Origin of the sequence: Trabulsiella odontotermitis, assembly GCF_001297775.1 — a bacterium.
In the GTDB taxonomy this organism is placed as follows: Bacteria; Pseudomonadota; Gammaproteobacteria; order Enterobacterales; family Enterobacteriaceae; genus Trabulsiella; species Trabulsiella odontotermitis.
On the sequence record NZ_LIFX01000012.1, the window covers coordinates 180,207 to 207,144 of the forward strand.

Here is a 26,938-nt window from a genome sequence, read left to right on the forward strand (position 1 = left end):
CGGAACGCTGCGCGCCTTAAGTAACAGTATTTATCAGGCACAAACCTATGACCGCGACTGCACAGCAGCTTGAATATCTGAAAAACAGCATCAAAAGTATCCAGGACTATCCGAAGCCTGGCATTCTGTTCCGTGATGTCACCAGTTTGCTTGAAGACCCGAAAGCGTACGCGCTGAGTATTAAATTGCTTACCGAACGCTACAAGAACGCGGGCATCACCAAAGTGGTGGGCACCGAAGCGCGTGGTTTTCTTTTTGGTGCGCCGGTCGCGCTGGCGCTGGGCGTAGGGTTTGTCCCGGTGCGTAAACCGCGTAAACTGCCGCGTGAAACGATCGCCGAAAGCTACGAGCTGGAGTACGGCACCGATCAGCTGGAAATTCACCAGGATGCCATCCAGCCGGGTGATAAAGTGCTGGTGGTGGATGATCTGCTGGCGACCGGCGGCACCATCGAAGCGACCGTAAAACTGATCCGCCGTCTGGGTGGTGAAGTCACTGATGCGGCGTTTATCATTAACCTGTTCGATCTGGGCGGCGAACAGCGCCTGGAGAATCAGGGCATTCATAGCTACAGCCTGGTTCCATTCCCGGGACATTGATCCCGACTCGAAGACACAGTCTCGCGGTCACTGCGAGGCTGTGTTAGCATTACTCCCCTGACAATCCACCTTCCAGCGTTGCAGAGCCTGCCCATGAGTTATCAGGTGTTAGCCCGAAAATGGCGCCCACAAACCTTTGCTGACGTCGTTGGCCAGGAACATGTGCTGACAGCCCTGGCGAATGGCTTATCGTTAGGACGCATTCATCACGCTTATCTTTTCTCCGGCACCCGTGGCGTCGGGAAAACTTCTATCGCCCGACTGCTGGCGAAAGGCCTCAACTGCGAAACGGGCATTACCGCGACCCCATGCGGCGTGTGCGATAACTGCCGTGAAATCGAGCAGGGCCGTTTTGTCGATCTGATTGAGATCGATGCCGCGTCGCGCACCAAGGTGGAAGATACTCGTGATCTGCTGGATAACGTCCAGTACGCCCCGGCGCGTGGCCGCTTTAAGGTCTATCTGATCGATGAAGTGCACATGCTGTCGCGCCACAGCTTTAACGCGCTGTTGAAAACGCTGGAAGAGCCGCCGTCGCATGTAAAATTCCTGCTGGCGACCACCGATCCGCAAAAGCTGCCGGTGACCATTCTTTCCCGCTGCCTGCAATTCCATCTCAAAGCGCTGGATGTCGAACAAATTCGCCATCAGCTTGAACATATTCTCGGTGAAGAGAAAATCAGTTTCGAACCGCGCGCGCTGCAACTGTTATCCCGCGCTGCTGACGGTAGCCTGCGCGATGCGCTCAGCCTCACCGATCAGGCGATTGCCAGCGGGGAAGGGCAACTGACGACCGACGCCGTGAGCACCATGCTCGGCACGCTGGACGACGATCAGGCGTTGTCGCTGATCGAAGCGCTGGTTGCCGCAGATGGTGAACGCGTGATGACGCTCGTCAATGAGGCAGCCCAGCGTGGTGTTGAGTGGGAAGCGCTGCTGGTGGAGATGCAAAGCCTGTTGCACCGCATCGCCATGGTGCAACTGTCGCCGTCGGCGCTGGGCGCTGACATGGCCATGGTGGAACAGAGAATGCGCGACTTGGCGCGTACCGTACCGCCAGCGGATATCCAGCTCTATTACCAGACGATGCTCATCGGCCGCAAAGAGCTGCCGTATGCACCGGACAGGCGTATGGGCATCGAAATGACACTGCTGCGCGCGCTGGCGTTCCATCCGCGCCAGCCATTACCGGAGCCGGAAGTGCAGACGCCTTCCTTTGCGCCCGTCGCGCCGACGGCGGTGATGACCCCGACGCAGGTGCCGCCGCAGCAACAACCCGCTGCGCCCGCGCACCAGAACGAAGCCTTGCCCGAATCCACCAGCCAGGTACTGGCCGCGCGCAGTCAACTTCAGCGCACTCAGGGAGCGCCCAAACCAAAAAAGAGTGAACCGGCAGCCGCCCCCCGCGCGCAGCCGGTGAATAACGCTGCGCTGGAAAGACTGGCATCGATGAGCGAACGCGCGCAGTCGCGTCCGTCGCCTTCCGCGCTGGAAGCGCAACAAGCGGTTAAAAAAGAGGCGTATCGCTGGAAAGCGACCACCATCATCGATGAGGTGAAGGAAGCGGTCGCCACGCCTAAGGCGCTGAAGAAAGCGCTGGAACATGAAAAAACGCCAGAGCTGGCGGCAAAACTGGCGGAAGAGTCCATTGCCCGCGACAGCTGGGCGGCGGAAGTCAGCCAGCTCAAATTGCCTAAACTGGTAGAGCAGGTCGCGCTCAACGCGTGGAAAGAACAAAACGGTACAGCGATTTGCCTGCATTTACGCCCGTCGCAGCGCCATCTGAATAATGCGGGTGCGCTACAGACGCTGACGGAGGCGTTGCGTGCTTTCACTGGCGAAGCGGTTGAACTGACCATCGTTGAAGATGATAATCCGGCAGTGCGAACGCCGCTGGAGTGGCGACAGGCCATTTATGAAGAGAAGCTCGCGCAGGCGCGCGAGTCGATGATCGCGGATAACAATATTCAGACCCTGCGCCGCTTCTTTGATGCGGAGCTGGATGAAGAGAGTATTCGTCCCATTTGACTGTAAGCCTGGCTTGCGGTCGCAACCCTCAATGAGAGAGAAGCCTATGTTTGGAAAAGGCGGTCTGGGCAACCTGATGAAACAGGCCCAGCAGATGCAAGACAAAATGCAGAAGATGCAGGAAGAGATCGCTCAACTGGAAGTGACCGGTGAATCGGGTGCTGGCCTGGTGAAAGTGACCATCAACGGCGCGCACAACTGCCGTCGCGTGGAGATCGACCCGAGCCTGCTCGAAGACGACAAAGAAATGCTGGAAGATCTGGTCGCCGCTGCCTTTAACGATGCTGCGCGCCGTATCGAAGAAACGCAAAAAGAGAAAATGGCCTCTGTCTCTTCCGGTATGCAGTTGCCGCCGGGCTTTAAGATGCCGTTCTGATGCAAACCAGCCCGCTGTTAACCCAGCTAATGGAAGCGCTGCGTTGCTTGCCGGGCGTTGGCCCCAAGTCCGCGCAGCGTATGGCGTTTACGCTATTGCAGCGTGACCGCAGCGGCGGCATGCGCCTGGCGCAGGCGCTGACCCGTGCGATGTCCGAAATCGGCCATTGCGCGGATTGCCGGACCTTTACCGAGCAGGAGGTCTGCAACATCTGTGCGAACCCGCGTCGCCAGGAAAACGGTCAGATTTGCGTGGTGGAGAGTCCGGCAGACATCTACGCCATTGAGCAAACCGGGCAGTTTTCGGGGCGCTATTTCGTGCTGATGGGGCATCTTTCCCCGCTTGACGGCATTGGCCCGGACGACATCGGTCTCGACCGCCTCGAACAGCGTCTGCAGGAAGAAACTCTCAGTGAGGTGATCCTGGCGACTAACCCGACGGTTGAAGGTGAAGCCACCGCGAACTACATTGCCGAGCTCTGCGCGCAGTATGGCGTCGACGCCAGCCGTATCGCCCACGGCGTGCCGGTGGGTGGCGAACTGGAAATGGTGGATGGCACCACGCTGTCTCACTCCCTCGCCGGTCGTCACAAGATTAAATTCTGAACAAACGGAGGCTGAACCACTGGCCTCCGCTTGAAATTTCCGCCTCGTATCCCCATCTCATCCTCAACGTTTTATTTCTACTGTTACCTGTTTTTGTTGAGGTATTCCCAAATGAAAGGACAAGAGACCCGTGGCTTTCAGTCTGAAGTGAAGCAGCTTCTGCACCTGATGATCCATTCTCTGTATTCTAATAAAGAAATTTTCCTGCGTGAGCTCATCTCCAACGCCTCCGATGCCGCAGACAAACTGCGCTTCCGCGCGCTCTCCAACCCGGAACTGTATGAAGGTGACGGCGAGTTGCGTGTCCGCGTGTCGTTCGATCAGGAAAAACGCACGCTGACCATCGCTGATAACGGTATCGGCATGAACCGTGACGAGGTGATTGACCACCTGGGGACCATCGCCAAATCCGGGACGAAATCCTTCCTCGAATCAATGGGTTCCGATCAGGCGAAAGACAGCCAGTTGATTGGCCAGTTCGGTGTGGGTTTCTACTCGGCCTTTATCGTCGCCGACAAAGTGACCGTACGTACCCGTGCGGCAGGCGACAGCGCGGACCATGGCGTGTTCTGGGAATCCGAAGGGGAAGGCGAATACACCGTTGCCGATATCAATAAAGCGGATCGCGGTACCGAAATTACCCTGCATCTGCGCGAAGGCGAAGATGATTTCCTGAATGACTGGCGCGTCCGCTCCATCATCAGCAAATATTCCGACCACATCGCACTGCCGGTTGAGATTGAAAAACAGGAAGAAAAAGACGGTGAAACCGTTGTCTCCTGGGAGAAAATCAACAAGGCGCAGGCGCTGTGGACGCGCAACAAGTCGGAAATCAAAGACGACGAATACAACGAATTCTACAAGCACATCGCTCATGACTTTACTGATCCGCTGACCTGGAGCCACAACCGTGTGGAAGGGAAGCAGGAGTACACCAGCCTGCTGTATATCCCGTCTCAGGCGCCGTGGGACATGTGGAATCGCGATCACAAGCACGGTCTGAAGCTGTACGTGCAGCGCGTGTTCATCATGGATGACGCCGAGCAGTTCATGCCTAACTACCTGCGTTTTGTGCGTGGTCTGATTGATTCCAGTGATCTGCCGCTCAACGTCTCGCGTGAAATCCTGCAGGACAGCACCGTGACCCGCAATCTGCGCAATGCCCTGAGCAAACGTGCGCTGCAGATGCTGGAAAAACTGGCGAAAGACGACGCTGAAAAATACCAGACATTCTGGAAACAGTTTGGTCTGGTGATGAAAGAAGGCCCGGCAGAAGACAGCGCGAATGCGCAGACCATCGCGAAGCTGCTGCGTTTTGCCTCCACGCACACCGACTCTTCCGAACAGACCGTGTCGCTGGACGACTACGTTTCGCGCATGAAAGAAGGGCAGGAGAAGATCTACTACATCACCGCTGACAGCTATGCGGCAGCGAAGAGCAGCCCGCATCTGGAGTTACTGCGTAAGAAAGGCATTGAAGTCCTGCTGCTCTCTGACCGCATCGATGAGTGGATGATGAGCTATCTGACCGAGTTCGACGGCAAAGCCTTCCAGTCGGTAGCAAAAGCGGATGAATCGCTGGATAAACTGGCTGACGAGCTGGACGACAACAGCAAAGAGGCGGAAAAAGCGCTGGAGCCGTTTGTCGATCGCGTGAAAACGCTGCTCGGTGAGCGAGTGAAAGAGGTGCGTCTGACCCATCGTCTGACCGACACTCCGGCCATTGTCACCACAGATGCGGACGAAATGAGCACCCAGATGGCAAAACTGTTTGCCGCGGCGGGCCAGAGCGTGCCGGATGTGAAATACATCTTTGAACTGAACCCGGATCACGCGCTGGTGAAACGTGCGGCTGATACTCAGGACGACGCACAGTTCAGCGAATGGGTTGAGCTGCTGCTCGATCAGGCGCTGTTCGCCGAGCGCGGCACGCTGGAAGATCCGAACCAGTTTATTCGCCGTATGAATCAGTTGCTGGTGTCGTAATTTCCACACCTTGTGATATCCACCCTCTCCCGACGGGAGAGGGTCTTTACGTCCTCTCCTCCTAAATATTTCTTATTAACCGTTTCAGCAACCCCGCCTTCCTTGAGACATCCGCGTTCTGGTGGTATCGTTTAGCGCTTTTTGAAAAATTAAATCGACATTTGAGGGGATTTTCGCAATGCGTATTATTCTGCTTGGCGCTCCGGGCGCGGGTAAAGGAACTCAGGCTCAGTTCATCATGGAGAAATACGGTATTCCGCAGATTTCCACCGGTGATATGCTGCGCGCCGCGGTAAAATCTGGCTCCGAGCTGGGTAAAAAAGCGAAAGATATCATGGATGCCGGCAAGCTGGTTACCGATGAACTGGTGATCGCGCTGGTCAAAGAACGCATTGCACAGGAAGACTGCCGTAACGGTTTCCTGCTGGACGGTTTCCCGCGCACCATCCCTCAGGCTGACGCGATGAAAGAAGCCGGTATCACGGTGGATTACGTGCTGGAGTTCGACGTACCGGACGATCTGATCGTTGAACGCATCGTGGGTCGCCGTGTTCACGCTGCGTCCGGTCGTGTTTATCACATCAAATTCAATCCGCCGAAAGTGGAAGGCAAAGACGATGTGACCGGCGAAGCGCTGACTACCCGTAAAGATGATCAGGAAGAGACCGTACGCAAACGTCTGGTGGAATACCATCAGCTGACTGCGCCGCTGATCGGCTACTACCAGAAAGAAGCGCAGGCGGGCAACACCCGATACGCCAAAGTTGACGGCACCCAGGCCGTAACAGCTGTTCGCGCTGAACTGGAAAAAATCCTCGGCTAATCTGCCCGATTGCCGGACGGCGATACGCATGTCGTCGCCCTCCGGCAAAACAACACCTTTCACACCAATTGGTTCTTCTTACGCCCTTTTCAGCTACAATTATCAGCCAGTTCAACGATTAAGAGGCGGTAATGCGTCAGACGAAAACCGGCATTCTGATAGCCAACCTCGGCACGCCCGATGCACCAACCCCGCAGGCGGTGAAACGCTATTTGCGACAATTTTTGAGCGACACACGGGTCGTCGACACTTCTCGTCTGCTGTGGTGGCCGCTGCTGCGCGGCGTTATTTTGCCGCTGCGTGCGCCCCGGGTCGCGAAGCTTTACCAGTCTATCTGGATGGAAGGCGGCTCCCCGCTGATGGTCTACAGTCGCGAGCAACAGCAGGCGCTGGCCGCACGTTTACCGGACACGCCGGTGGTGCTGGGCATGAGCTACGGGTCGCCATCGCTGGAAAGCGCGGTTGAGGAGCTGCTGGCGCAGGGCGTAGAGCATATCGTCGTGCTGCCGCTCTATCCGCAATATTCCTGCTCCACCGTGGCCGCCGTCTGGAACGAACTGGCGCGGATCTTCGCGACAAAACGCCGTATTCCCGGCATCTCGTTTATCCGCGATTACGCTGACGACCATGATTACATTACCGCGCTGGCTAACAGCGCCCGCGCGTCGTTTGCTGTTCATGGCGAACCTGATCTCCTGCTGCTCTCTTATCATGGCATTCCGCAGCGCTATGCAGACGAAGGCGACGATTACCCGCAGCGTTGTCGTGATACCACGCGTGAGCTGGTTTCTGCGCTGGGGATTTCGCACGATAACGTCATGATGACCTTCCAGTCTCGTTTCGGCCGCGAGCCGTGGCTGACGCCTTATACCGACGAAACCCTGAAAATGCTGGCTGAAAAAGGCGTGAAGCATGTACAGGTGATGTGCCCGGGGTTCGCGGCGGACTGCCTGGAAACGCTGGAAGAGATCGCGGTACAGAACCGGGAACTGTTCCTTGAGGCTGGTGGCGAAAAATATGAATATATTCCGGCGCTAAATGCCATGCCGGAACATATTGAGATGATGGTTAACCTGACGCAGCCTTACCGGTGAATCAGCAGGCCAGTCGCTGAACAAAAGAGTGGGCGCCTTCGCAAATCGCTGCCGAAAGCAGAATGTGGTACTCTTTACCGCTCTTTTGACCATCCGTAAGCACAACCATGAAATTTCCCGGTAAACGTAAATCCAAACACTATTTCCCCGTCAATGCCCGCGATCCGCTACTGAAACAAATCCAGCCGGAAAGCGAAACCAGCACGTCCTGGGTGGTCGGCATCGACCAGACGCTGGTGGATATTGAAGCGAAAGTGGATGACACGTTTATCGAACGGTATGGCCTCAGCGCGGGTCATTCGCTGGTCATTGACGATGACGTTGCCGACGCGCTGTACAACGAACTGGTTCGCGAAAATCTGATTACTCATCAGTTTGCCGGTGGCACGATTGGCAACACCATGCACAACTACTCGGTGCTGGCGGACGACCGTTCCGTCCTGTTGGGGGTGATGTGCAGCAACATCGACATTGGCGGTTATGCCTACCGTTATCTGTGCAACACCTCCAGCCGCACCGATCTCAACCATTTGCAGGGCGTGGACGGGCCGATTGGCCGCTGCTTCACGCTGATAAGCGACACCGGCGAACGGACGTTTGCCATCAGTCCCGGGCATATGAACCAGTTGCGCCCGGAGAGCATTCCTGAAGCGGTGATTGCCGGGGCGTCCGCGCTGGTGCTGACCTCCTACCTGGTGCGTTGTAAACCGGGCGAGCCAATGCCCGATGCCACCATGAAAGCCATCCGTTACGCCAAAAAGCACAACGTGCCGGTGGTGCTGACGCTCGGTACAAAATACGTGATTGCCGACAACCCGGCCTGGTGGCAGACATTCCTCAAAGAAAACGTCTCGATTCTGGCGATGAACGAGGAAGAAGGGGAAGCGCTGACCGGTATCGCTGATCCACTACTGGCATCGGATAAGGCGCTGGAGTGGGTGGATCTCGTGCTGTGTACCGCTGGCCCGATTGGTTTGTATATGGCGGGGTATACCGAGGAAGCCGCGAAGCGCAAAACGCAGCATCCGCTGCTGCCGGGAGCGATTGCTGAATTTAACCAGTATGAATTCAGCCGGGCAATGCGTTTCCAGGACTGCCAGCACCCGCTGCGCATCTACTCGCACATCGCGCCGTACATGGGCGGGCCAGAGAAAATCATGAACACCAACGGTGCAGGCGATGGCGCGCTGGCGGCCTTACTGCATGACATCACCGCCAACAACTACCACCGCAACAACGTGCCGAACTCCAGTAAGCACCAGTTTACCTGGCTGACGTACTCGTCGCTGGCGCAGGTGTGTAAATATGCCAACCGCGTGAGTTATCAGGTGCTGAATCAGCATTCACCACGGCTGACGCGCGGGCTTCCGGAACGTGAGGACAGCCTCGAAGAGGCTTACTGGGATCGTTAACCGGTCACCACTTCCCCTGCGGGCGGCGTTTCAATCAGCGCCAGCATCGTGTTGGCGATTTCGCGTTCGCCCATCACCACCTTGCTGGCGCCGCGCTCGGTAATGTAATCCACTTCATCATCGTAATGCGCCCGGGCGATGATCTCGATATTCGGGCATTTCTCGCGCGCTGAGGCGACAATCTCACCGGCTTCGTAGCCGTTAGGAATGGTCAGCAGCAGCCAGCGGGCGCAGTCAAGATGCGCCAGATTCATGATCTCTTCGTTGGCGGCATTACCCAGCACGGCTCTGATGCCGCGTTCGCGCAATTCGTCCACACGGGTGCGCGAGGTTTCAATCACCACCAGCGGGATCCCCTGAGCCATCAGTTTTTCGCCCAGCAGGCTGCCGACGCGGCCAAACCCGACCAGCAATGCGTGGTTGCAGATATCCACCGGGATCTGCTTCTCTTCCTCGATAGCTTCTTCCAGCGTCTGTTCTTCCAGCGTCTCGGTATTCGCGAGGTATTTTTCGAGCAGCGCGAACAGCACCGGGTTGAGCATGATGGAGAGAATAGCGCCCGCCAGCACCAGATTTTGCCCTGCCTGCGGCAGCAGGTTCAGCGCCATGCCCAGTCCGGCGAGGATAAACGCAAATTCACCAATCTGCGCGAGGCTTGCCGCGATGGTCAGCGCCGTGCGCGGCGAGTGGCCGAACAGGCGCACAAGAATAAAGGCCGCCGCCGATTTACCGAAAATGATAATGGCCAGCGTGCCGAGCACCGCCAGTGGCTGATTGATAAGCACCAGCGGGTCAAACAGCATGCCGACGGAGACAAAGAACAGCACGGCAAACGCATCACGCAGCGGCAGCGTGTCGTGGGCGGCGCGGTGACTGAGTTCTGATTCGTTGAGCACCATCCCGGCGAAGAAGGCGCCGAGGGCGAAGGAGACGTCAAACAACTCGACCGCACCGAAAGCGATGCCCAGCGCCAGTGCCAGCACCGAGAGCGTGAAGAGTTCGCGGGAGCCGGTAGCCGCGCTGCGGGACATGATCCACGGCACCAGACGACGGCCAACCAGCATCATGATGGCGATAAAGGCGACGACTTTACCGATGGTCAGCCCCATATCGAGTGCCAGTGTGGCGAAACCGACGTTGCCTTTCTCTACCATGCCAGCCACCGCCGGTAACAGCACCAGTGTCAGCACCATCACCAGATCTTCAACAATCAGCCAGCCGATGGCGATTTGCCCGCGCTGGCTGTCAATTAACTGCCGTTCTTCCAGCGCCCGCAGCAGCACCACGGTACTGGCGGTGGAAAGACACAACCCGAAGACGATGCCGGTCATGACTGACCAGCCCAGGACGGCGGAGAGGGCCATACCCAGCAGCGTGGCGACCGCTATCTGCGCTATCGCACCGGGAATGGCGATCGACTTTACCGCCATTAAATCCTTCAGAGAGAAGTGCAGGCCCACGCCAAACATCAGCAGGATCACGCCCAGTTCAGCCAGTTCCGGGGCCAGTTTGGTATCCGCAACAAAACCCGGCGTAAAAGGGCCAGCCAGTACGCCCGCTAACAGATATCCCACCAGAGGAGAAATACGCAGCCTGTTGGCAATCATGCCAAGGATAAAAGCGAGCACAAGGCCGCCAACAATGGTGGTGATAAGCGGGGTGGCGTGATGCATTCCGTCTCCTTTCGTCAGTGCGTGATCCATTTTTGGCATAAAAACCAAAAAACCTGGTAATAGTTTATGACAATTTTAATCATTACGTTTATGAATAATTGTTGAATTTTGAAGAAAATCGGCGTCAGGCGCAGAAAAAGCACGGATTGGAAAAGGAGGAGGAGCTTCAGGGAGAAGTGACTGATGAACAAAGGAAATCAGGGTAGCCAAAGTTTGAGTTTGGCTACCTGAAAATCAGTGTTTCTGGCGGTTGTCAGGTAAGAATATGGTCAACATGCCAAGAAGTGGCAGGAAAGCACAGATTTTATAAACCAGCTCGATACTGGTGTGGTCGGCAACCAGCCCTAACACCGCCGCGCCAAGGCCGCCCATGCCAAACGCGAAACCGAAGAACAACCCGGAAACCATACCGATTCTCCCCGGAAGCAGCTCCTGCGCGTAGACCAGAATGGCAGAAAAGGCGGAGGCGAGGATAAACCCAATGATCACCGTCAGAATACCCGTCCACTCAAGACTTGCGTAGGGTAAAACGAGGGTAAATGGTGCAACGCCGAGGATAGAGCCCCAAATCACATATTTACGCCCGATTTTATCGCCCACAGGCCCGCCAATCACCGTACCCGCCGCCACGGCAAACAGGAATGCAAACAGGTGAAACTGCGCATTTTGTACGGATAAACCGAACTTATGCATCAAATAAAAGGTGTAGTAGCTGCTGATACTCGCCATATAGAAGTATTTAGAGAAAATCAGCATCAACAGGACGCAAACCGCCAGAATCACCTTATTGCGCGGCAGCGGATTCATCACCGGTGCCTTGGGTTTGCCTTTATTAATCCGGTGCTGTGCGGCATACCAGCGGCTGATTTGTGCCAGTACGACGATTGCCAGCAGTGCTGCCAGCACGAACCAGGCGACATTGCCTTTGCCATACGGCGCGATAATCACCGCAGCCAGCAACGGCCCCATCGAGCTGCCAAAGTTGCCGCCCACCTGAAACAGCGATTGCGCCAGACCGTGGCGGCCACCGGAGGCCATGCGCGCCACGCGTGAGGATTCAGGGTGGAACACCGACGACCCGGTTCCGACAAGCGCCGCGGCGAGCACGACGGTACCAAAGCTGCCAGCCAGCGCCAGCAGCACCAGACCGCTTAGCGTAAAACACATGCCTATCGGCAGCGACCACGGCATCGGGTGTTTATCGGTCAGATAACCCACCACCGGCTGCAGCAGCGATGACGTAAGCTGGAAGGTGAGGGTGATCATGCCGATCTGCACAAACGTCAGCGAGAACTCTGACTGCAGCAGCGGGTAAATTGCCAGGATCAACGACTGGATCATGTCGTTCAGCAGGTGAGAGAGACTGATCGCTCCCAGAATTCCAAATGAAGTCCGCGCTTTATTCGGCAGCGCAGAGGAGGTTTCACTGATTGCCATAGATTTCACTTAATTCAGAGTGTGCGATGTTTAGGGGATGTAATAATTATCAGACTAAGATAACTGTGTCAGGCGTTTGAAGGAAGTCTCAATTCTGAAAACAGTGTTGTTTAATGCCGTCAGCCACGGTAATTTTTGCTAAGTCATCGAGTCAGGGAGAGAAACATGAAATTGAATAAACGGGGTGTGGCGCTGGCATTCGTCGCGGCATGGTCTCTGGCAGGGTTACCCGCGCAGGCGTACGAACAGGATAAAACCTACAATATCACCATCTTGCATACCAACGATCACCACGGTCATTTCTGGCGTAACGATGACGGCGAATACGGGCTGGCGGCGCAGAAAACGCTGGTGGATGGCATTCGCAAAGAGGTGGCGGCGGCGGGCGGCAGCGTACTGGTGCTCTCGGGCGGCGACATCAACACCGGCGTGCCGGAATCTGATTTGCAGGATGCGGAACCGGATTTTCGCGGCATGAATCTGATTGGTTACGACGCGATGGCCGTTGGTAACCATGAGTTTGATAATCCGCTGACGGTGCTGCGCCAGCAGGAGAAGTGGTCGAAATTTCCATTCCTGTCCGCCAATATTTATCAGAAAAGTACCGGCGAGCGGCTGTTTAAACCCTGGGCATTGTTTAAGCGTCAGGGGCTGAATATCGCGGTAATCGGCCTGACCACCGATGACACGGCAAAAATCGGCAATCCCGAGTTTTTCACGGATATTGAATTTCGCAAGCCTGCCGAAGAAGCAAAGCTGGTGATTCAGGAGCTTCAGCAGACGGTGAAGCCGGACATCATGATCGCGACCACCCACATGGGCCATTACGATAACGGTAACCACGGCTCGAACGCGCCGGGCGACGTTGAACTGGCGCGCAGTCTGACAGCCGGTTCACTGGCGATGATTGTGGGCGGGCACTCGCAGGATCCGGTATGCATGGCCTCGGAAAACAAAAAACAGGTGGATTACGTACCGGGAACCCCTTGTGCGCCGGACAAACAAAACGGCATCTGGATTGTTCAGGCCCACGAATGGGGTAAATACGTCGGTCGCGCGGATTTTGAATTTCGCAACGGGGAGATGAAGCTGGTGCATTATCAGCTCATCCCGGTCAACCTGAAGAAGAAAATCACTTACGACAACGGTGAGAGCGAGCGTGTGTTGTATACGCCGCAGATCCCGGAGAACCCGCAGATGTTATCGCTGTTGTCGCCGTTTCAGAATAAAGGCAAAGCGCAGTTAGGTGTCAAGATTGGTAGCGTCAACGGTCATCTTGAAGGTGATCGCAGTAAGGTGCGCTTCGTGCAGACGAATCTGGGGCACCTGATCCTGGCCGCGCAAATGGCACGTACCAACGCGGATTTTGCCGTCATGAGTGGCGGCGGTATCCGCGATTCCATTGAGGCGGGGGATATCACCTATAAAGACGTGCTGAAAGTGCAGCCGTTTGGCAACCTGCTGGTCTATGCCGATATGAGCGGGCAGGAGGTGACGGACTACCTGACGGCGGTTGCGCAGATGAAGCCGGATTCAGGCGCTTACCCGCAGTTTGCCAGTGTCAGTTTTGTGGCGAAAGCGGGCAAACTCACTGATCTGAAAATCAACGGCGAACCGGTTGATCCCAATAAAAAATACCGGATGGCGACGCTGAGCTTTAACGCCACAGGTGGTGATGGCTACCCGAAAATTGACGGAAAACCGGGCTATGTTAACACCGGCTTTATTGATGCTGAGGTGCTGAAACAATACATCCAGCAGAATTCTCCGCTGGATGTGAATGCTTACGAGCCAAAAGGCGAGGTGAGCTGGCAATAACCATGAACAGTGCCGGGTGGCGGCTACGCCTTACCCGGCCTACGTTTGTAGGCCCGGTAAGCGCAGCGCCACCGGGCAAGGCTTTACTCGCGACGGGCGATGTCGGCAAATTGTGCGCTCAGCATTTTTGCCAGATCGCTCGCCGCCAGTTCAATGTCCAGGCCGCGCTTTCCGCCGGAAACATAAATGGTCTCAAACGTCTGCGACGGCGCATCGATCAGCGTCGGCAGGCGTTTTTTCTGCCCCAGCGGGCTGATGCCACCCACCAGATAACCCGTGGTGCGCTGCGCCACCAGCGGATCGGCCATATCCACTTTTTTCGCGCCAAGGGCTTTCGCCACTTTCTTTAAATCGAGCTGCGTGGCAACCGGCGTGACCGCCACCGCCAGATGCTTCATATCGCCATTTACTGCAACCAGTAGCGTCTTATAAACCCTGTCTGGATCCAGACCAAGCTTGCGTACCACTTCGTCGCCAAAGTTCGTTTCGTTCGGATCATGGTCGTATGTGTGTATCTGGAAAGGAATCTTGTTTTTTTCGAGTAACTTAACCGCGGGAGTCATAACAGTCCTTCTTTAACAATAACGTTACCGGTAAAGATTACGCCTGACGGTTGTCTAAAAAATAGCATTATCTTGCTCAATAGTGTTGGCAGTGATGATGAGTTTGAGCGACAATCGAAAGATCCGGGGTGCAAATCCCGGGATAATAATAATGATGAAATTCCTCTTTGACGGGCCAATAGAAATATTGGCCACTTTTTTATTTCAACAGCGTCGGCAGGTTCCCCTCTCCATACAAATGCAGCGCGCCAACGGCCACCACATAACGCCCGGCGGGAAGCGCCAGCAGCGCATCGCGCCACGCGAGATTGCGCTGATGCATCAGGATATCGTAAAGCGATTCACTAAAGGTGTTCGGTAATTCGACTGCTCCCTGCGTGGGCGCCTGCTCCAGCCACCAGCCGATCATCACCTGCAACAGCCGCGCATTGGTGTGCCAGTGGGTCAGCGTATCTTCAAGCAGCATCAGGCCGTTATCCGGCAACTGATTCAGTAACGCCATCTGGGCATTTGCCCCTTCGAGCTCGATGATCGGCATATCATGCGCTCTGGCGTCCCGCAGCAGTTGATAGTCAATGCCGTAATCCGGGCGTAACCCCAGTTTTTGCGCCTGGGTCGCTTGCAACACCATGGCGATTTGCCATAACGGCTGATTATCAAACAGCGCAACGGAAAGCCCCATCTCTTCGGCCAGCGTGGTTAACTGCTCGCGTTGCGTGGTGCTGAGGCGTTCTTCAAGCGGCGGGCAGGTGGGGAGATCACTGAACGGGGTTTCCTGCCCTGAAATGTCCGCTTCGACGATCAGCGCATCCGCCTGGCGCATTTTCTTCAGCAGCCGGGGAGGGAGCGGCGACATGTCACGCGTGCCCATATGAATGCTGCCGACGAGGTGGAAATGGCGATCGCCGGAAAGTGAAAGGTCGATGGCGGGCCATGAATACGCCGTTCCCTTCAGATGGTTCCACAGCGTTTTTAGTTGAGTTAACAGGCCCATACGCACTCCGTGGTTGAGGCGACCATGCTAACGCGTTGCAAAGGCGGGTGCAAACGGAACCCTCCCCCGGAACGGGAGAGGGTGTCAGGTTAGTTTTTCGGTTTAAAGCGCAGCAACCGGTTGGCGTTACTCACCACGGTAATGGAAGAGAGCGCCATCGCGGCCCCGGCCACCACCGGGTTCAGCAGTGTGCCGGTGAGCGGCCATAAGATCCCGGCGGCGATTGGAATGCCGAGTGAGTTGTAGATAAACGCGCCAAGCAGGTTCTGTTTCATATTGCGCAGTGTGGCTTTGGAAATCGCCAGCGCATCGGCAACGCCTGCCAGGCTGTGACGCATCAGGGTGATCGCCGCGGTCTCGATGGCGACATCACTCCCGCCGCCCATGGCAATCCCGACATCCGCCTGCGCCAGCGCCGGGGCGTCGTTGATGCCGTCGCCGACCATCGCCACCTGGCGCCCCTGGCTTTGCAGTTTCCTGATTGCGTCTGCTTTGCCGTCCGGCAGCACGCCAGCGATCACTTCATCAATGCCCGCTTCTTGGGCAATCGCCTTCGCTGTGGTCGGGTTGTCGCCGGTGAGCATCACCAGACGGTAGCCCTGGCGATGCAGGCGCTCAAGGGCGGCCACGCTGTCTTCCCGCAGTGGATCGCGGATGGCGAACAGCGCGGCGGCTTTACCATCAACCGCCAGCAGCACCGGCGTGGCGCCACGGGAGGCCTGTGCGGCCAGTTCGTCGTCCAGTGATTTCGTATCCACCTGTTGCTCGTTGAGCAACGCCTGGTTGCCGAGCAGCAGCGCGTGACCTTCGGCTTCGCCGCTGACGCCCAGTCCCCGCAGGGTACGGAAGCCGTTGACCTGCGGCAGCGTGGCGTCGCCCGCTTTTTCGAGGATTGCTCTCGCCAGCGGATGGCTCGATCCCTGTTCCAGCGCCGCCGCCAGGCGTAACGCCTCGCTTTCATCGAACTCTGCGACGGTTTTCACCGCAACGATCTGCGGTTTACCTTCGGTCAGGGTGCCGGTTTTATCAAAGACCAGCGTGTCGAGCGTACTGGCGCGCTGCAGCGCATCGGCATCACGCACCAGCACACCAAATTCCGCTGCGCGGCCCACACCTGAGATGATCGACATCGGCGTTGCCAGCCCCAGCGCACACGGACAGGCAATAATTAACACAGTGGTGGCGATCACCAGCGTGTAGACAATCTGCGGCGCAGGGCCGAAGAAATACCAGATGGCGGCGCTGAACAGCGCAATGGCGACCACAGCCGGGACGAACACCGCAGAAATTCTGTCAGCCATCTGACCAATTTCCGGTTTACTGCTTTGCGCCTGGCGCACCATCCGGATAATGCGGGACAACGTGGTGTGACTGCCCACTGCGCTGGCGCGGAACAGTACGCTGCCGTCCTGAACGACCGTTCCGGCATGGATACTTTCACCATCGCCCTTCTGCTGCGGGATCGGTTCGCCGGTCAGCATCGCTTCGTCGAACCAGGCTTCGCCCTGAGTGATGTCACCATCAACCGGCACGCGATCACCGGTGGTCAGGCGCAGCGTCATGCCCGGCTGGACGTCAGCCAGCGGCACCGTTTTTTCGCCGTCTTCTGTCACCACACGCGCCGAAGGCGGGGTGAGATCGAGCAGTTTTTCCAGCGCTTTTGACGAACGCTGACGGGCGCGGGCTTCCAGCATATGACCCAGGTTAATCAGACCGATGATCATCGCGCTGGCTTCATAGTAAAGATGCCGTGCTTCCATCGGGAACCACTGCGGCCACAGGTTGACGCTCATCGAATAGAGCCATGCAACCCCGGTGCCGAGTGCGACCAGCGTGTCCATGGTCGCGGTGCGGTTTTTCAGGCTCTTCCAGGCGCTGGAGTAGAAATGCCCCCCGGCGAATATCATCACCGCAAGGGTGATAAGCCCAATCATCAGCCACAGCGAGCGGTTGGCGTCGGTGACCATCATATTGTCGCCGATCATTCCCCAGCCCATCACCGGGATACCGACCAGCAGCGCCACAATGGCCTGCCAGCGGAAGCGTTTCATGGTGGCAAGGGCGGTTTCCTGCTGGCGTTCGCGGCGCTCAAGATCATCTTCGATCGCCTCGGCACCATAGCCAGCTTTTTCCACCGCCTGCACTAAATCGGCTGCGGACGCGCTGCCCATCACCAGCGCAGAGCGTTCCGCAAGGTTTACCCGTGCCTGTGTTACCCCCGGAACCGCCTGAAGCGCATTCTGAACACGGGAGACACAACTGGCGCAGCTCATGCCGTTGATCAGCAACTGTTGGCTGTCATCTAACGCTTGTGCTGCCGGAAGCTCGGGAGTCGCCGCTGTCAGTGCTTCCGACGGGTTTTTTGATTCCGCCAGCGGATCAGCCTTTGGGTGGCTTAACACCGCCCCATATCCGGCTTGTTTAACGGTGTCGATCAACTGGTCAGCACTGGCGCTGCCAACGACTTCTGCATGGTCGAGGGAAACCTCGGCCTTTTCAACGTCGGGACGCTGTTCGAGACTCTCTTTCACGCGTTTAACACAGTGACCACAGCTGAGACCATCCAGCGTCAGGTTTATCGTTTGAGACATAATGCATCTCCTTTTAGGGTATAATCATCAGATCAAAGACTGCCTGATCCACCTTTTTTCATATCACTGTGAATAAGGGTAAACCTTCCATCAAGGGGAAGGTCAAGGGGGAAATGTGAATATTAGCGATGTGGCGAAAAAAACCGGTTTGACCAGCAAAGCGATCCGCTTTTACGAAGAGAAAGGGATCGTGACGCCGCCGCTGCGTAGCGAAAACGGGTATCGCAGTTACTCGCAAAAACACCTTGATGAACTGACCCTGCTGCGCCAGGCGCGTCAGGTGGGGTTTAATCTTGAAGAGTGTGGCGAGTTAGTGAACCTGTTTAACGATCCGGGCCGTCACAGCGCGGATGTGAAATCGCGTACGCTCCAGCGCGTGGCGAACATTGAACGGCATATTGAAGAGCTACAGGCGATGCGCGCACAACTGCTGGCGCTGGCGGAAGCCTGCCCGGGCGATGACAGCGCCGACTGTCCGATTATTGATAATCTCTCCGGCTGCTGTCATCACAAAGCAAAAGCCTGATTAGCGGGGCGGCAGGGGGCGGATGCGCAGGGTGATACCTTCAATGGCTACCACTTCTACTTTCGTCCCGGCGGTCAGATCCTCTTCTGCCGACACCGGCCAGGAGCTGTCACCAACCCGCATATGACCGCGACCATTGACCAGCGTATTTTCCAGCACAAAACGGCTGCCGATTAACTGCTGACCGCGCTGGTTGAGATTGTTGTCGCCCGGGCGCTGGCGTTTAACGCGATTCGACATCCAGCGCCACCACAGCCAGGCGGCGAGTAGCGTCAGCAGGGCGAACAGCACGCCCTGCCATTCCCAACTGAGGGGCAGCAGCCAGGTCACCAGTCCGGTAATCACCGCCGCCACGCCGCTCCACAGCAAATAGCCATTCCCGCCGAGCATTTCTGTCGCCAGCAACAATCCCCCGAGGCTCAGCCAGAAGATGTGTGGATGGGCCAGAATCATTTCCATCATGATTTTTTCCGTGACCCCGTACTTTCGCTGATCAGTTCGCTGATCCCGGCGATAGAGCCCATCAGACTGCTGGCCTCCAGCGGCATCAACACCACTTTGCTGTTATTCGCCGACCCGATTTGCTGCAGCGCGTCGGTGTATTTCTGCGCCACGAAGTAGTTCACGGCCTGAATGTCCCCGGCGGCGATGGCCTCAGACACCATTTTGGTGGCCCGGGCTTCGGCTTCCGCTGAACGTTCACGCGCTTCTGCCTGCAGGAACGCGGACTGACGGTCACCTTCGGCTTTCAGGATTTGCGACTGCTTTTCACCCTCAGCTTTGAGGATTTCCGCCTGACGCACACCTTCCGCCTCAAGGATGTAAGCACGTTTGGTACGTTCCGCTTTCATCTGCGCGTTCATGGAGGCGATAAGCTCAGCCGGTGGGCGAACGTCACGGATTTCAATACGCGTGACTTTAATGCCCCACGGATTGGTCGCTTCGTCAACGATGTGCAGCAGACGGGTGTTAATGCTGTCGCGCTGGGAGAGCATTTCATCAAGCTCCATTGAACCCAGCACGGTACGGATGTTGGTCATGGTCAGGTTGATGATCGCCAGCTCAAGGTTGCTGACTTCATACGCCGCTTTCGGCGCATCAATCACCTGAATAAAGCAGACCGCGTCAATAGTGACGTTGGCGTTATCTTTGGAGATGACTTCCTGCGAGGGGATGTCCAGCACCTGCTCCATGACGTTGATCTTCCGACCCACACGGTCCATGAACGGGACGACAAGATTTAAGCCAGGCAGCAAGGTTTTGGTGTAACGGCCGAAGCGTTCGACAGTCCACTGGAAACCCTGCGGGACGATTTTGATACCCGCACCGACGATCACCAGTGCAACGAAAATTAAAACGGGGATAACAATAAGCATTAAAAACCTCCTGTCGTACAGTCCATGTGGTGACGAGATTTATTTGTCACTCGTTGCCACTAAGTATATCCGTTTATTAAGGTGAGTTCGCCAGGAATATAGCAACCCGGTACACTAAGAAAAGAAACAGGAAGAAAGTCCGGAATCGACATGAAGGAAATGATGACGCTTTTACAATTAGACGACGTCGGGTATCGCCCCGACAACACCACCATCCTCAGTCATATTCATCTCACGCTGAATGCGGGCGAATTTAAGCTGATTACCGGCCCTTCAGGCTGCGGGAAAAGCACACTGCTGAAGATTATCGCCTCGCTGCTGAGCCCGACAGACGGCACCCTTCTGTTTGAAGGCAAAGACATTGCCACGCTGTCGCCGGAAGCTTACCGGCAGCAGGTGTCTTACTGCGCGCAAACGCCAACGCTGTTCGGCGCCACGGTTTACGACAACCTGATTTTTCCGTGGCAAATCCGCAATCAGACACCCGATCCGAAAACGTTCCTTGCCGATCTGACCCGCTTTGGTTTAGCGCCAGAGACGCTGGAGAAATCCATTTCCGAACTGTCGGGCGGCGAAAAACAGCGGGTGTCGCTGATCCGTAATCTCCAGTTTCTGCCAAAAGTGCTGTTGCTGGATGAGATCACCAGCGCGCTGGATGAGCGCAACAAACAGAACGTCAATGAGATCGTTCATCGCTACGTGCGGGATCAACAACTCGCGGTGCTGTGGGTGACACATGATAAAGACGAAATCGCCCATGCGGATGATGTGATCACCCTGCAGGCGCACGCCAGGGCAGAGGAGCAGGAGGCAAACCGTGAGCGGGCATAATATTACGAACGAATCGCTGGCATTATCGATGATTCTGGTATTTATAGCGATTCTGGTGAGTTATCGCGAAAAACTGGCGCTGGAAAAAGATATCATCTGGAGTATTTTCCGGGCAGTGGTGCAGTTAATTATCGTCGGCTATGTCCTGAAATATATATTTAACGTCAATCATGCGGTGCTGACGTTATTAATGGTGTTATTTATTTGCTTTAACGCGGCATATAACGCACAGAAACGCAGTAAATACATCGATAAAGCCTTTATTTCCTCGTTTATCGCGATTACCACCGGCGCCGGATTAACGCTGGCGGTGCTGGTGTTTTCCGGTTCGATTGAGTTTGTCCCGATGCAGGTGATCCCCATTTCCGGGATGATTGCCGGTAACGCGATGGTGGCGGTAGGGCTGTGCTACAACAATCTCGGCCAGCGCTTCAGCAGCGAGCAGCAACAGATTCAGGAGAAGCTGAGTCTCGGCGCGACACCGAAAATGGCTTCCGCTCAGCTCATTCGCGACAGCATCCGCGCGTCGTTGATTCCGACCGTGGACTCCGCGAAAACCGTCGGGCTGGTGAGCCTGCCGGGGATGATGTCGGGGTTGATTTTTGCCGGGATCGATCCGGTCAAAGCGATTAAATATCAGATTATGGTGACGTTTATGCTGCTGTCGACCGCCAGCCTGTCGACGATCATCGCCTGCTATCTGACATATCGTAAGTTTTATAACGACCGTCACCAGCTGGTGGTGACGGTGTTGAAGAAACGCTGAAGGGGAAGGCGAGGCTTAGTACAGCAGCGAGTAAAGCTGGCGGCGGTATTTCGACGCCAGCGCATCACCGGTACCGAGCGCGGCAAGGATCTCCTGCAACATTTTGCGCGCCTGTCCGTCTGCTGCGCCTAAATCTTTGCGCAGATGACTGAACAGCAGTTCCAGCGCCTCTTCGTTGCGGCCCACCTGATGCAACTGAAGCGCCAGTTTCGAGGCCAGCGCCGCGTCATCCGGGTTCTGCGCTACGTCCTGCTGCAACTGCTGGATTTCTGGTGTATCCGCCGCCTGTTTCAGCAGTTCAATTTGCGCCACCAGCCCCTGATAACGGGTGTCCTGATCCTGCAACGGCACAGTTTTCAGCACCGCTTCGGCGTCTTCAGAACGGTTTAACGCAATCTGCGTTTCCGCCAGCAGCAGGCCAATCTGGCTATCCTGACCGGAAAGCTGCCAGGCGTCTTTCAGCAACGGCAGCGCGTCGGTGTAATTGCCTTCCTGCATCAGCGCCATCGCTTCCTGCGCTTTTAATTCTTCTTCACGCGGCAGCACTTTGTCGAGCAGAGCGCGGATAGCCTCTTCCGGCTGCGGGCCCTGGAAGCCGTCAACCGGCTGACCATTCTGGAACAGATAGACCGTCGGGATGGCGCGCAGACCAAACTGTGAGGCCACCATCTGCTCCGCATCGCAATCGACCTTCGCCAGAATAAACTGCCCGTTGTACTGCGCCGCGAGGCTCTCCAGTACCGGGGTCAGTTGCTCGCAGTGCTGACTGCGGGCGGACCAGAAATAAAACAGCACCGGCGTCGTCATCGACTGTTCCAGCGTCTGGTGCAGGTTAGCTTCAGTGATATCGATAATATTCTGTACAGACATGGGGCATTCTCTTTAGTCAGTTTCCAATGACATGGGGGCGCTGGCGCGGCCTTCAACTCAGCCGTGTAAAATTTTATCCATCGCGCGGTCGGGCAACAGGCGCTTGAGCAGACTGACGACCCGGGTCACCAGCGTCACGGGATAGCGGATTTTCGGTTTATCGCTGACAAAAGCATGGCGCACTTTTTCAACGACCGCCTCCGGGCCAAGCGTAAAACGAGCGGCGATCCCCGGGTTTTCCACCGGTTTATCGGCCTGCGTCTGACTGACGTTTTCGAAAAAACGCGTGCGGATCGGGCCCGGCTCAATCAGACTCACTTTAATACCTGAATGGCGCAGTTCCATGCGCAGCGCGTCGGACCAGGCTTCGAGCGCATATTTACTGGCGGCATAAACACCACGGCCCGGCGTGGAGATAAGCCCCATCACCGACGACGTCATCACAATACGACCTTCACCGTACGGTACCATCGCTGGCAGCAGGCGCATGGTCAGCTGGTGTGCGCCAAAAACGTTGGCAGAAAACTGCTGTTCCATCTGTGAACGGCTGATGGTGGAGAGCAGGCCATAGACGCCATAACCGGCGTTATTAAAAATGCCATACAGGCGATTATTGGTGAGCGCGAGCACTTCATCCGCCGCGCGATCCACACTTTCGGGGGAGTCGAGATCCAACTGAACACCAGTCAGTCCCTTTCCCTGCATACGTGCCACATCCTCAGGTTTACGGCAGGCGGCCAGCACCCGAAACCCCTGGCGCTTAAGCTCAAGCGCGCTTTCGAGACCAATACCGCTGGAACATCCTGTAATTAAGACCGTTTTTTGCATATCTTTACCTGGAGACGGCCCCTGAGACTCAGGAGTCGTGGTTAACTAAGGGAGCCAGACGTGTCGCCATCCAGTCCGCAATGAACGGCTGGGCGTCACGATTGGGGTGAATGCCATCATCCTGCATCCATTGTGGTTTCAGATAGACCTCTTCCATAAAGAACGGCAGGAGGGGGATACTGAATTCACCGGCAAGCTTTGGATAAATTGCGCTAAACGCCTCATTATACCGACGCCCGTAGTTGGCGGGCAGGCGAATTTGCATCAGCACAGGCCGGGCATTTGCCGCTTTGATATCCTGTAAAATGGTGCGCAGCGTTTGTTCTGTCTGTTGTGGCTGAAAGCCGCGCAGACCGTCGTTGCCGCCGAGTTCCACCAGCACCCAGTCTGGCTGATGCTGTTTCAGCAACGCGGGCAGGCGCGCCAGCCCCTGCTGCGAGGTATCGCCGCTAATGCTGGCATTGATCACACGCGTCTGCGGCTGCCATTTTTCATTGAGCAGCGCAGGCCAGGCAGCAGTCGCCGCCATACGATACCCGGCGCTCAGGCTGTCACCCAGAACTAATACCGTGTCCGCCGCCGCGGCGCGGAAGGCAAACAGAACCAGCAACAGGAAAGGCAAATGCCAGCGGAAAATATACTTGAAGTCCATCATCTTAAGAAGTCCGTCGGTCAGGGGGATCATCAGCTTTCCATCCTTACCGGAGTTGACCTGGTTGTCAAACGGGGGCAAACCCTGGCGCTGATTGGCGAATCGGGTTCGGGTAAATCCACGCTGCTGGCGATCCTCGCCGGGCTGGATGACGGTAGCAGCGGTGACGTTCAACTGCTCGGACAATCGCTCACCAACATGGATGAAGAAGCGCGGGCGAAATTGCGTGCTCAGCATGTTGGCTTTGTTTTTCAGTCATTTATGTTAATCCCTACGCTCAATGCGCTGGAGAATGTCGAACTGCCGGCGCTACTGCGCGGTGAGAACAGCAGCCAGAGCCGCAAGCAGGCCAGCGCGTTGCTGGAACAGCTGGGGCTGGGGAAACGTCTCACGCACCTTCCGGCGCAACTGTCCGGCGGCGAGCAGCAGCGCGTGGCGCTGGCCCGTGCGTTTAACGGTCGCCCGGCGCTGTTGTTTGCTGACGAACCTACCGGCAATCTCGATCGCCAGACGGGCGATAAAATCGCCGACCTGTTGTTCAGCCTCAATCAGGAACATGGCACCACGCTGGTGCTGGTGACCCACGATCCGGCGCTGGCGGCGCGCTGTGACCGACGTTTACGGCTGGTGGACGGGCAGTTGCAGGAGGAAGCATGATTGCACGCTGGTTCTGGCGCGAGTGGCGCTCGCCCTCGCTGCTGATCGTCTGGATGGCGCTAAGCCTGGCCGTCGCCTGTGTGCTGGCGCTCGGCAATATCAGCGATCGAATGGAAAAAGGGCTCAATCAGCAAAGCCGCGATTTTATGGCGGGCGATCGCCAGTTGCGCAGCTCCCGCGAAGTGCCTGACGCATGGATAGCCCGAGCGCGTGAGGAAGGGTTAAAAGTCGGCGAGCAACTGAATTTCACCACCATGACCTTTGCCGGAGATACGCCGCAACTTGCCAACGTCAAAGCGGTGGACGATCTCTATCCGCTGTATGGCAAGCTGGAAACCGACCCGCCCGGGCTCAAACCGACCGCCGGAACGGTGCTGCTGGCGCCGCGCCTGATGGCGTTGCTGGATCTTAAACCCGGCGACAACATTGACGTGGGCGATGCCACGCTACGGATCGCCGGGGCGGTGATCCAGGAGCCGGACGGTGGATTCAATCCTTTCCAGATGGCACCGCGGTTGATGATGAACATGGCCGATGTGGCGAAAACCGGCGCGGTGCAGCCGGGAAGCCGCATCAGCTGGCGCTATAAATTTGCCGGTACGCCGGACCAGCTCGAAAGCTATGAGAAATGGCTGTTACCGCAGCTCAAACCGGAGCATCGCTGGTACGGGCTGGAACAGGACGACGGCGCGCTGGGAAAATCTCTTGAGCGTTCGCAACAGTTTTTGCTGCTTTCCGCGTTACTGACACTGCTGCTGGCGGTGGCGGCCGTCGCTGTGGCGATGGGGCACTATTGCCGTAGCCGTTACGATCTGGTGGCGATCCTGAAAACGCTGGGCGCCGGGCGGGTGCAACTGCGCAAGCTGATTATCGGCCAGTGGCTGTTGTTGCTGGTGATTTCCGTCGTGACCGGCGGCGTCATCGGGCTGTTGTTTGAACAAATCTTAATGATCCTGCTGAAACCGGTGCTGCCCGCCACGCTGCCGCCCGCCAGTTTCTGGCCGTGGCTGTGGGCGGTGGGGGCAATGGTGGTGATTTCGCTGCTGGTCGGGCTGCGTCCCTATCGGTTGCTGCTGGCAACACAGCCGCTGCGCGTCCTGCGCGGTGATGTCGTCGCGCAGGTCTGGCCGCTGCACTATTACATCCCGGTGATTACTGTGGTGGTTATTCTGCTGCTGGCGTGGCTGATGGGCGGCAGCATGCTGCTGTGGTCGGTACTGGCTGGTGCGGTGGTGCTGGCGCTGCTGTGTGGCGTGGTGGGCTGGATCCTGCTCAACGTCCTCAAACGGCTGACGCTGAAAGCGCTCCCGTTGCGTCTTGCCGTTAACCGTCTGCTGCGCCAGCCGTGGGCCACGCTCAGCCAGCTGGCGGCCTTCTCGCTGTCGTTCATGCTACTGGCGCTGTTGCTGGTGCTGCGCGGTGATCTGCTGGATCGCTGGCAACAGCAGTTGCCGCCGGAAAGCCCGAACTACTTCCTGATTAACATCGCGCCGGAGCAGGTGGAGCCGGTGAAATCGTTCCTGGCCGGGCATCAGGTGACGCCGGAAGCGTTTTACCCCATCGTCCGCGCGCGACTGACGCAGATTAACGGCGAGCCGACGGAAGGCAACAGCGATGAATCCCTGAACCGCGAGCTGAATCTGACCTGGCAAAGCCAGCGCCCGGAGCACAATCCGATCATTGACGGCAACTGGCCGCCGAAAGCCGGAGAGGTCTCTATCGAAGAGGGGCTGGCCGAACGGCTGAACATTAAAACTGGCGATAGCGTCACGTTTACCGGCGATACCCAGGAATTCACCGCAAAAGTCTCCAGTATTCGCAAAGTCGACTGGGAGAGCCTGCGTCCTAATTTCTTCTTTATTTTTCCGCCAGGCGCGCTGGATGGACAGCCACAGAGCTGGCTGACCAGCTTCCGCTGGGATAACGGCAATACGCTGCTGACTCAGTTGAATCGCCAGTTCCCGACGGTCAGTCTGCTGGATATCGGCGCGATCCTTCAGCAGGTCGGGCAGGTGCTGGGGCAGGTGAGCCGGGCGCTGGAGGTGATGGTGGTGCTGGTCACTGCCTGTGGCATTCTGCTGTTGCTGGCGCAGGTGCAGGTTGGTATGCGCCAGCGTCATCAGGAACTGGTGGTCTACCGTACGCTTGGCGCAGGCAAACGGCTGCTGCGGCTGACGCTGTGGTCGGAATTCGCCCTGTTGGGTGTGGTCTCCGGGCTGGTGGCCGCTATCGGTGCGGAAACCGCGCTGGCGGTCTTGCAGACAAAAGTGTTTGATTTCCCGTGGGAGCCTGACTGGCGGCTGTGGGTTACGTTACCCGTCTGCGGGGCGATTTTGCTGTCGCTGTGCGGCGGCTGGCTCGGTACGCGCCTGCTGAAAGGCAAAGCGCTGTTCCGTCAGTTCAGCGGTTGAGTGTGATAAAAACAGGCGGGGT

Annotated in this window: 24 protein-coding genes and 1 other annotated feature; of the genes, 14 read left to right on the plus strand and 10 right to left on the minus strand. The window is 56.9% G+C overall.

The window, feature by feature from the left end; genetic code table 11:
* Positions 1-47: 47 nt before the first annotated feature.
* The 8 genes from apt (at position 48) to AOY23_RS17020 (ending at position 8,923) form a co-directional block, all read left to right on the plus strand.
* Entirely contained in the window at positions 48-599 is a 552-nt protein-coding gene (gene apt / locus AOY23_RS16985) for an adenine phosphoribosyltransferase (RefSeq protein ID WP_054180422.1), read from the plus strand.
* Positions 600-692: 93 nt separating this feature from the next.
* Positions 693-2,627, plus strand: coding sequence for a DNA polymerase III subunit gamma/tau (gene dnaX, locus AOY23_RS16990; RefSeq protein WP_054180421.1), 1,935 nt, complete (start codon positions 693-695; stop codon positions 2,625-2,627).
* Positions 1,957-2,021: a sequence feature (DnaX frameshifting element), on the plus strand. It overlaps the preceding gene by 65 nt.
* A 46-nt stretch (positions 2,628-2,673) precedes the next feature.
* Positions 2,674-3,003 (plus strand): YbaB/EbfC family nucleoid-associated protein, encoded by a 330-nt coding sequence (locus AOY23_RS16995; RefSeq protein WP_038155020.1) that lies wholly within the window; start codon positions 2,674-2,676, stop codon positions 3,001-3,003.
* A complete protein-coding gene (gene recR / locus AOY23_RS17000; protein ID WP_038155018.1) occupies positions 3,003-3,608 on the plus strand; it encodes a recombination mediator RecR in 606 nt (201 codons plus the stop codon). The genes AOY23_RS16995 and recR overlap by 1 nt, the downstream gene beginning before the upstream one ends.
* Positions 3,609-3,719: 111 nt before the next feature.
* Entirely contained in the window at positions 3,720-5,594 is a 1,875-nt protein-coding gene (gene htpG / locus AOY23_RS17005; RefSeq protein WP_054180420.1) for a molecular chaperone HtpG, read from the plus strand.
* 178 nt (positions 5,595-5,772) lie between these two features.
* Complete coding sequence (adk, locus tag AOY23_RS17010; protein ID WP_054180419.1) at positions 5,773-6,417, plus strand: adenylate kinase; 645 nt, start codon at positions 5,773-5,775, stop codon at positions 6,415-6,417.
* 131 nt (positions 6,418-6,548) lie between these two features.
* On the plus strand, positions 6,549-7,511 hold the full coding sequence (hemH, locus tag AOY23_RS17015) for a ferrochelatase (protein WP_054180418.1): 963 nt from the start codon (positions 6,549-6,551) through the stop codon (positions 7,509-7,511).
* A 107-nt stretch (positions 7,512-7,618) separates the two neighbouring features.
* Positions 7,619-8,923: an inosine/guanosine kinase gene (locus AOY23_RS17020; RefSeq protein ID WP_054180417.1), complete on the plus strand. Its 1,305-nt coding sequence runs from the start codon at positions 7,619-7,621 to the stop codon at positions 8,921-8,923.
* On the opposite strand, the gene ybaL is transcribed toward AOY23_RS17020, so the two are convergent.
* Positions 8,920-10,596: a YbaL family putative K(+) efflux transporter gene (ybaL, locus tag AOY23_RS17025; RefSeq protein WP_054180416.1), complete on the minus strand. Its 1,677-nt coding sequence runs from the start codon at positions 10,594-10,596 to the stop codon at positions 8,920-8,922. The two genes, AOY23_RS17020 and ybaL, sit on opposite strands and share 4 nt — an antisense overlap.
* A 234-nt stretch (positions 10,597-10,830) precedes the next feature.
* Positions 10,831-12,033 carry an MFS transporter gene (locus AOY23_RS17030; RefSeq protein ID WP_054180415.1) on the minus strand — a complete coding sequence of 401 codons (1,203 nt, stop codon included), beginning with the start codon at positions 12,031-12,033 and terminating at the stop codon, positions 10,831-10,833.
* Between the two features lie 165 nt (positions 12,034-12,198).
* Between AOY23_RS17030 and ushA the strand changes: the two genes are divergently transcribed.
* A complete protein-coding gene (gene ushA / locus AOY23_RS17035; RefSeq protein WP_054180414.1) occupies positions 12,199-13,851 on the plus strand; it encodes a bifunctional UDP-sugar hydrolase/5'-nucleotidase UshA in 1,653 nt (550 codons plus the stop codon).
* Positions 13,852-13,934: 83 nt separating this feature from the next.
* Here the strand turns inward: ushA and ybaK are convergent, their stop codons facing one another.
* From ybaK to copA, 3 genes are all read right to left on the minus strand, one after another.
* Positions 13,935-14,414, minus strand: coding sequence for a Cys-tRNA(Pro)/Cys-tRNA(Cys) deacylase YbaK (gene ybaK / locus AOY23_RS17040; protein ID WP_054180413.1), 480 nt, complete (start codon positions 14,412-14,414; stop codon positions 13,935-13,937).
* A gap of 199 nt (positions 14,415-14,613) precedes the next feature.
* Positions 14,614-15,408 carry a TraB/GumN family protein gene (locus AOY23_RS17045; RefSeq protein ID WP_054180412.1) on the minus strand — a complete coding sequence of 265 codons (795 nt, stop codon included), beginning with the start codon at positions 15,406-15,408 and terminating at the stop codon, positions 14,614-14,616.
* Positions 15,409-15,497: 89 nt separating this feature from the next.
* Entirely contained in the window at positions 15,498-17,999 is a 2,502-nt protein-coding gene (gene copA, locus AOY23_RS17050; RefSeq protein WP_054180411.1) for a copper-exporting P-type ATPase CopA, read from the minus strand.
* 115 nt (positions 18,000-18,114) lie between these two features.
* On the opposite strand from copA, the gene cueR reads away from it, so the two are divergent.
* Positions 18,115-18,525: a Cu(I)-responsive transcriptional regulator gene (gene cueR, locus AOY23_RS17055; protein WP_054180410.1), complete on the plus strand. Its 411-nt coding sequence runs from the start codon at positions 18,115-18,117 to the stop codon at positions 18,523-18,525.
* Here cueR and AOY23_RS17060 read toward each other — a convergent pair whose 3' ends face one another.
* Positions 18,526-18,987 (minus strand): NfeD family protein, encoded by a 462-nt coding sequence (locus AOY23_RS17060; protein ID WP_054180409.1) that lies wholly within the window; start codon positions 18,985-18,987, stop codon positions 18,526-18,528.
* Positions 18,984-19,901 carry an SPFH domain-containing protein gene (locus AOY23_RS17065; protein ID WP_038155000.1) on the minus strand — a complete coding sequence of 306 codons (918 nt, stop codon included), beginning with the start codon at positions 19,899-19,901 and terminating at the stop codon, positions 18,984-18,986. The genes AOY23_RS17060 and AOY23_RS17065 overlap by 4 nt, the downstream gene beginning before the upstream one ends.
* A gap of 150 nt (positions 19,902-20,051) precedes the next feature.
* Between AOY23_RS17065 and fetA the strand changes: the two genes are divergently transcribed.
* The gene (gene fetA / locus AOY23_RS17070; RefSeq protein ID WP_054180408.1) at positions 20,052-20,732 is read left to right on the plus strand and encodes an iron efflux ABC transporter ATP-binding subunit FetA; all 681 of its coding nucleotides are present in this window, start codon (positions 20,052-20,054) and stop codon (positions 20,730-20,732) included.
* Positions 20,719-21,498, plus strand: a complete 780-nt coding sequence (gene fetB, locus AOY23_RS17075; RefSeq protein ID WP_054180407.1) for an iron efflux ABC transporter permease subunit FetB — start codon at positions 20,719-20,721, stop codon at positions 21,496-21,498. Before fetA ends, fetB begins: the two co-directional genes overlap by 14 nt.
* A gap of 15 nt (positions 21,499-21,513) precedes the next feature.
* Here fetB and AOY23_RS17080 read toward each other — a convergent pair whose 3' ends face one another.
* Genes AOY23_RS17080 through tesA form a run of 3 tightly spaced genes read right to left on the minus strand, consistent with a single transcriptional unit; the run spans position 21,514 to position 23,851 of the window.
* Entirely contained in the window at positions 21,514-22,368 is an 855-nt protein-coding gene (locus AOY23_RS17080; RefSeq protein WP_054180406.1) for a co-chaperone YbbN, read from the minus strand.
* Positions 22,369-22,425: 57 nt separating this feature from the next.
* Positions 22,426-23,196: an SDR family oxidoreductase gene (locus AOY23_RS17085; protein WP_054180405.1), complete on the minus strand. Its 771-nt coding sequence runs from the start codon at positions 23,194-23,196 to the stop codon at positions 22,426-22,428.
* Between the two features lie 28 nt (positions 23,197-23,224).
* A complete protein-coding gene (gene tesA / locus AOY23_RS17090; protein WP_152958600.1) occupies positions 23,225-23,851 on the minus strand; it encodes a multifunctional acyl-CoA thioesterase I/protease I/lysophospholipase L1 in 627 nt (208 codons plus the stop codon).
* Here tesA and ybbA point away from each other — a divergent pair.
* Positions 23,819-24,505: a putative ABC transporter ATP-binding protein YbbA gene (ybbA, locus tag AOY23_RS17095; RefSeq protein ID WP_054180404.1), complete on the plus strand. Its 687-nt coding sequence runs from the start codon at positions 23,819-23,821 to the stop codon at positions 24,503-24,505. The two genes, tesA and ybbA, sit on opposite strands and share 33 nt — an antisense overlap.
* Positions 24,502-26,916 carry a putative ABC transporter permease subunit YbbP gene (ybbP, locus tag AOY23_RS17100; protein WP_054180403.1) on the plus strand — a complete coding sequence of 805 codons (2,415 nt, stop codon included), beginning with the start codon at positions 24,502-24,504 and terminating at the stop codon, positions 26,914-26,916. Before ybbA ends, ybbP begins: the two co-directional genes overlap by 4 nt.
* Positions 26,917-26,938 lie beyond the last annotated feature (22 nt).

Coding starts and splice junctions, on each gene's coding strand:
- AOY23_RS17080 (WP_054180406.1), bottom strand. CDS start 22,368: ATGTCTGTACAGAATATTATCGATATCACTGAAGCTAACCTGCACCAG.
- ybaL (WP_054180416.1), bottom strand. CDS start 10,596: ATGCATCACGCCACCCCGCTTATCACCACCATTGTTGGCGGCCTTGTG.
- adk (WP_054180419.1), top strand. CDS start 5,773: ATGCGTATTATTCTGCTTGGCGCTCCGGGCGCGGGTAAAGGAACTCAG.
- AOY23_RS17085 (WP_054180405.1), bottom strand. CDS start 23,196: ATGCAAAAAACGGTCTTAATTACAGGATGTTCCAGCGGTATTGGTCTC.
- AOY23_RS17020 (WP_054180417.1), top strand. CDS start 7,619: ATGAAATTTCCCGGTAAACGTAAATCCAAACACTATTTCCCCGTCAAT.
- htpG (WP_054180420.1), top strand. CDS start 3,720: ATGAAAGGACAAGAGACCCGTGGCTTTCAGTCTGAAGTGAAGCAGCTT.
- fetA (WP_054180408.1), top strand. CDS start 20,052: ATGAAGGAAATGATGACGCTTTTACAATTAGACGACGTCGGGTATCGC.
- AOY23_RS17030 (WP_054180415.1), bottom strand. CDS start 12,033: ATGGCAATCAGTGAAACCTCCTCTGCGCTGCCGAATAAAGCGCGGACT.
- ybbA (WP_054180404.1), top strand. CDS start 23,819: ATGCCAGCGGAAAATATACTTGAAGTCCATCATCTTAAGAAGTCCGTC.
- copA (WP_054180411.1), bottom strand. CDS start 17,999: ATGTCTCAAACGATAAACCTGACGCTGGATGGTCTCAGCTGTGGTCAC.
- dnaX (WP_054180421.1), top strand. CDS start 693: ATGAGTTATCAGGTGTTAGCCCGAAAATGGCGCCCACAAACCTTTGCT.
- hemH (WP_054180418.1), top strand. CDS start 6,549: ATGCGTCAGACGAAAACCGGCATTCTGATAGCCAACCTCGGCACGCCC.
- AOY23_RS17065 (WP_038155000.1), bottom strand. CDS start 19,901: ATGCTTATTGTTATCCCCGTTTTAATTTTCGTTGCACTGGTGATCGTC.
- AOY23_RS16995 (WP_038155020.1), top strand. CDS start 2,674: ATGTTTGGAAAAGGCGGTCTGGGCAACCTGATGAAACAGGCCCAGCAG.
- apt (WP_054180422.1), top strand. CDS start 48: ATGACCGCGACTGCACAGCAGCTTGAATATCTGAAAAACAGCATCAAA.
- AOY23_RS17060 (WP_054180409.1), bottom strand. CDS start 18,987: ATGATGGAAATGATTCTGGCCCATCCACACATCTTCTGGCTGAGCCTC.
- AOY23_RS17045 (WP_054180412.1), bottom strand. CDS start 15,408: ATGGGCCTGTTAACTCAACTAAAAACGCTGTGGAACCATCTGAAGGGA.
- ushA (WP_054180414.1), top strand. CDS start 12,199: ATGAAATTGAATAAACGGGGTGTGGCGCTGGCATTCGTCGCGGCATGG.
- ybbP (WP_054180403.1), top strand. CDS start 24,502: ATGATTGCACGCTGGTTCTGGCGCGAGTGGCGCTCGCCCTCGCTGCTG.
- ybaK (WP_054180413.1), bottom strand. CDS start 14,414: ATGACTCCCGCGGTTAAGTTACTCGAAAAAAACAAGATTCCTTTCCAG.
- recR (WP_038155018.1), top strand. CDS start 3,003: ATGCAAACCAGCCCGCTGTTAACCCAGCTAATGGAAGCGCTGCGTTGC.
- tesA (WP_152958600.1), bottom strand. CDS start 23,851: ATGATGGACTTCAAGTATATTTTCCGCTGGCATTTGCCTTTCCTGTTG.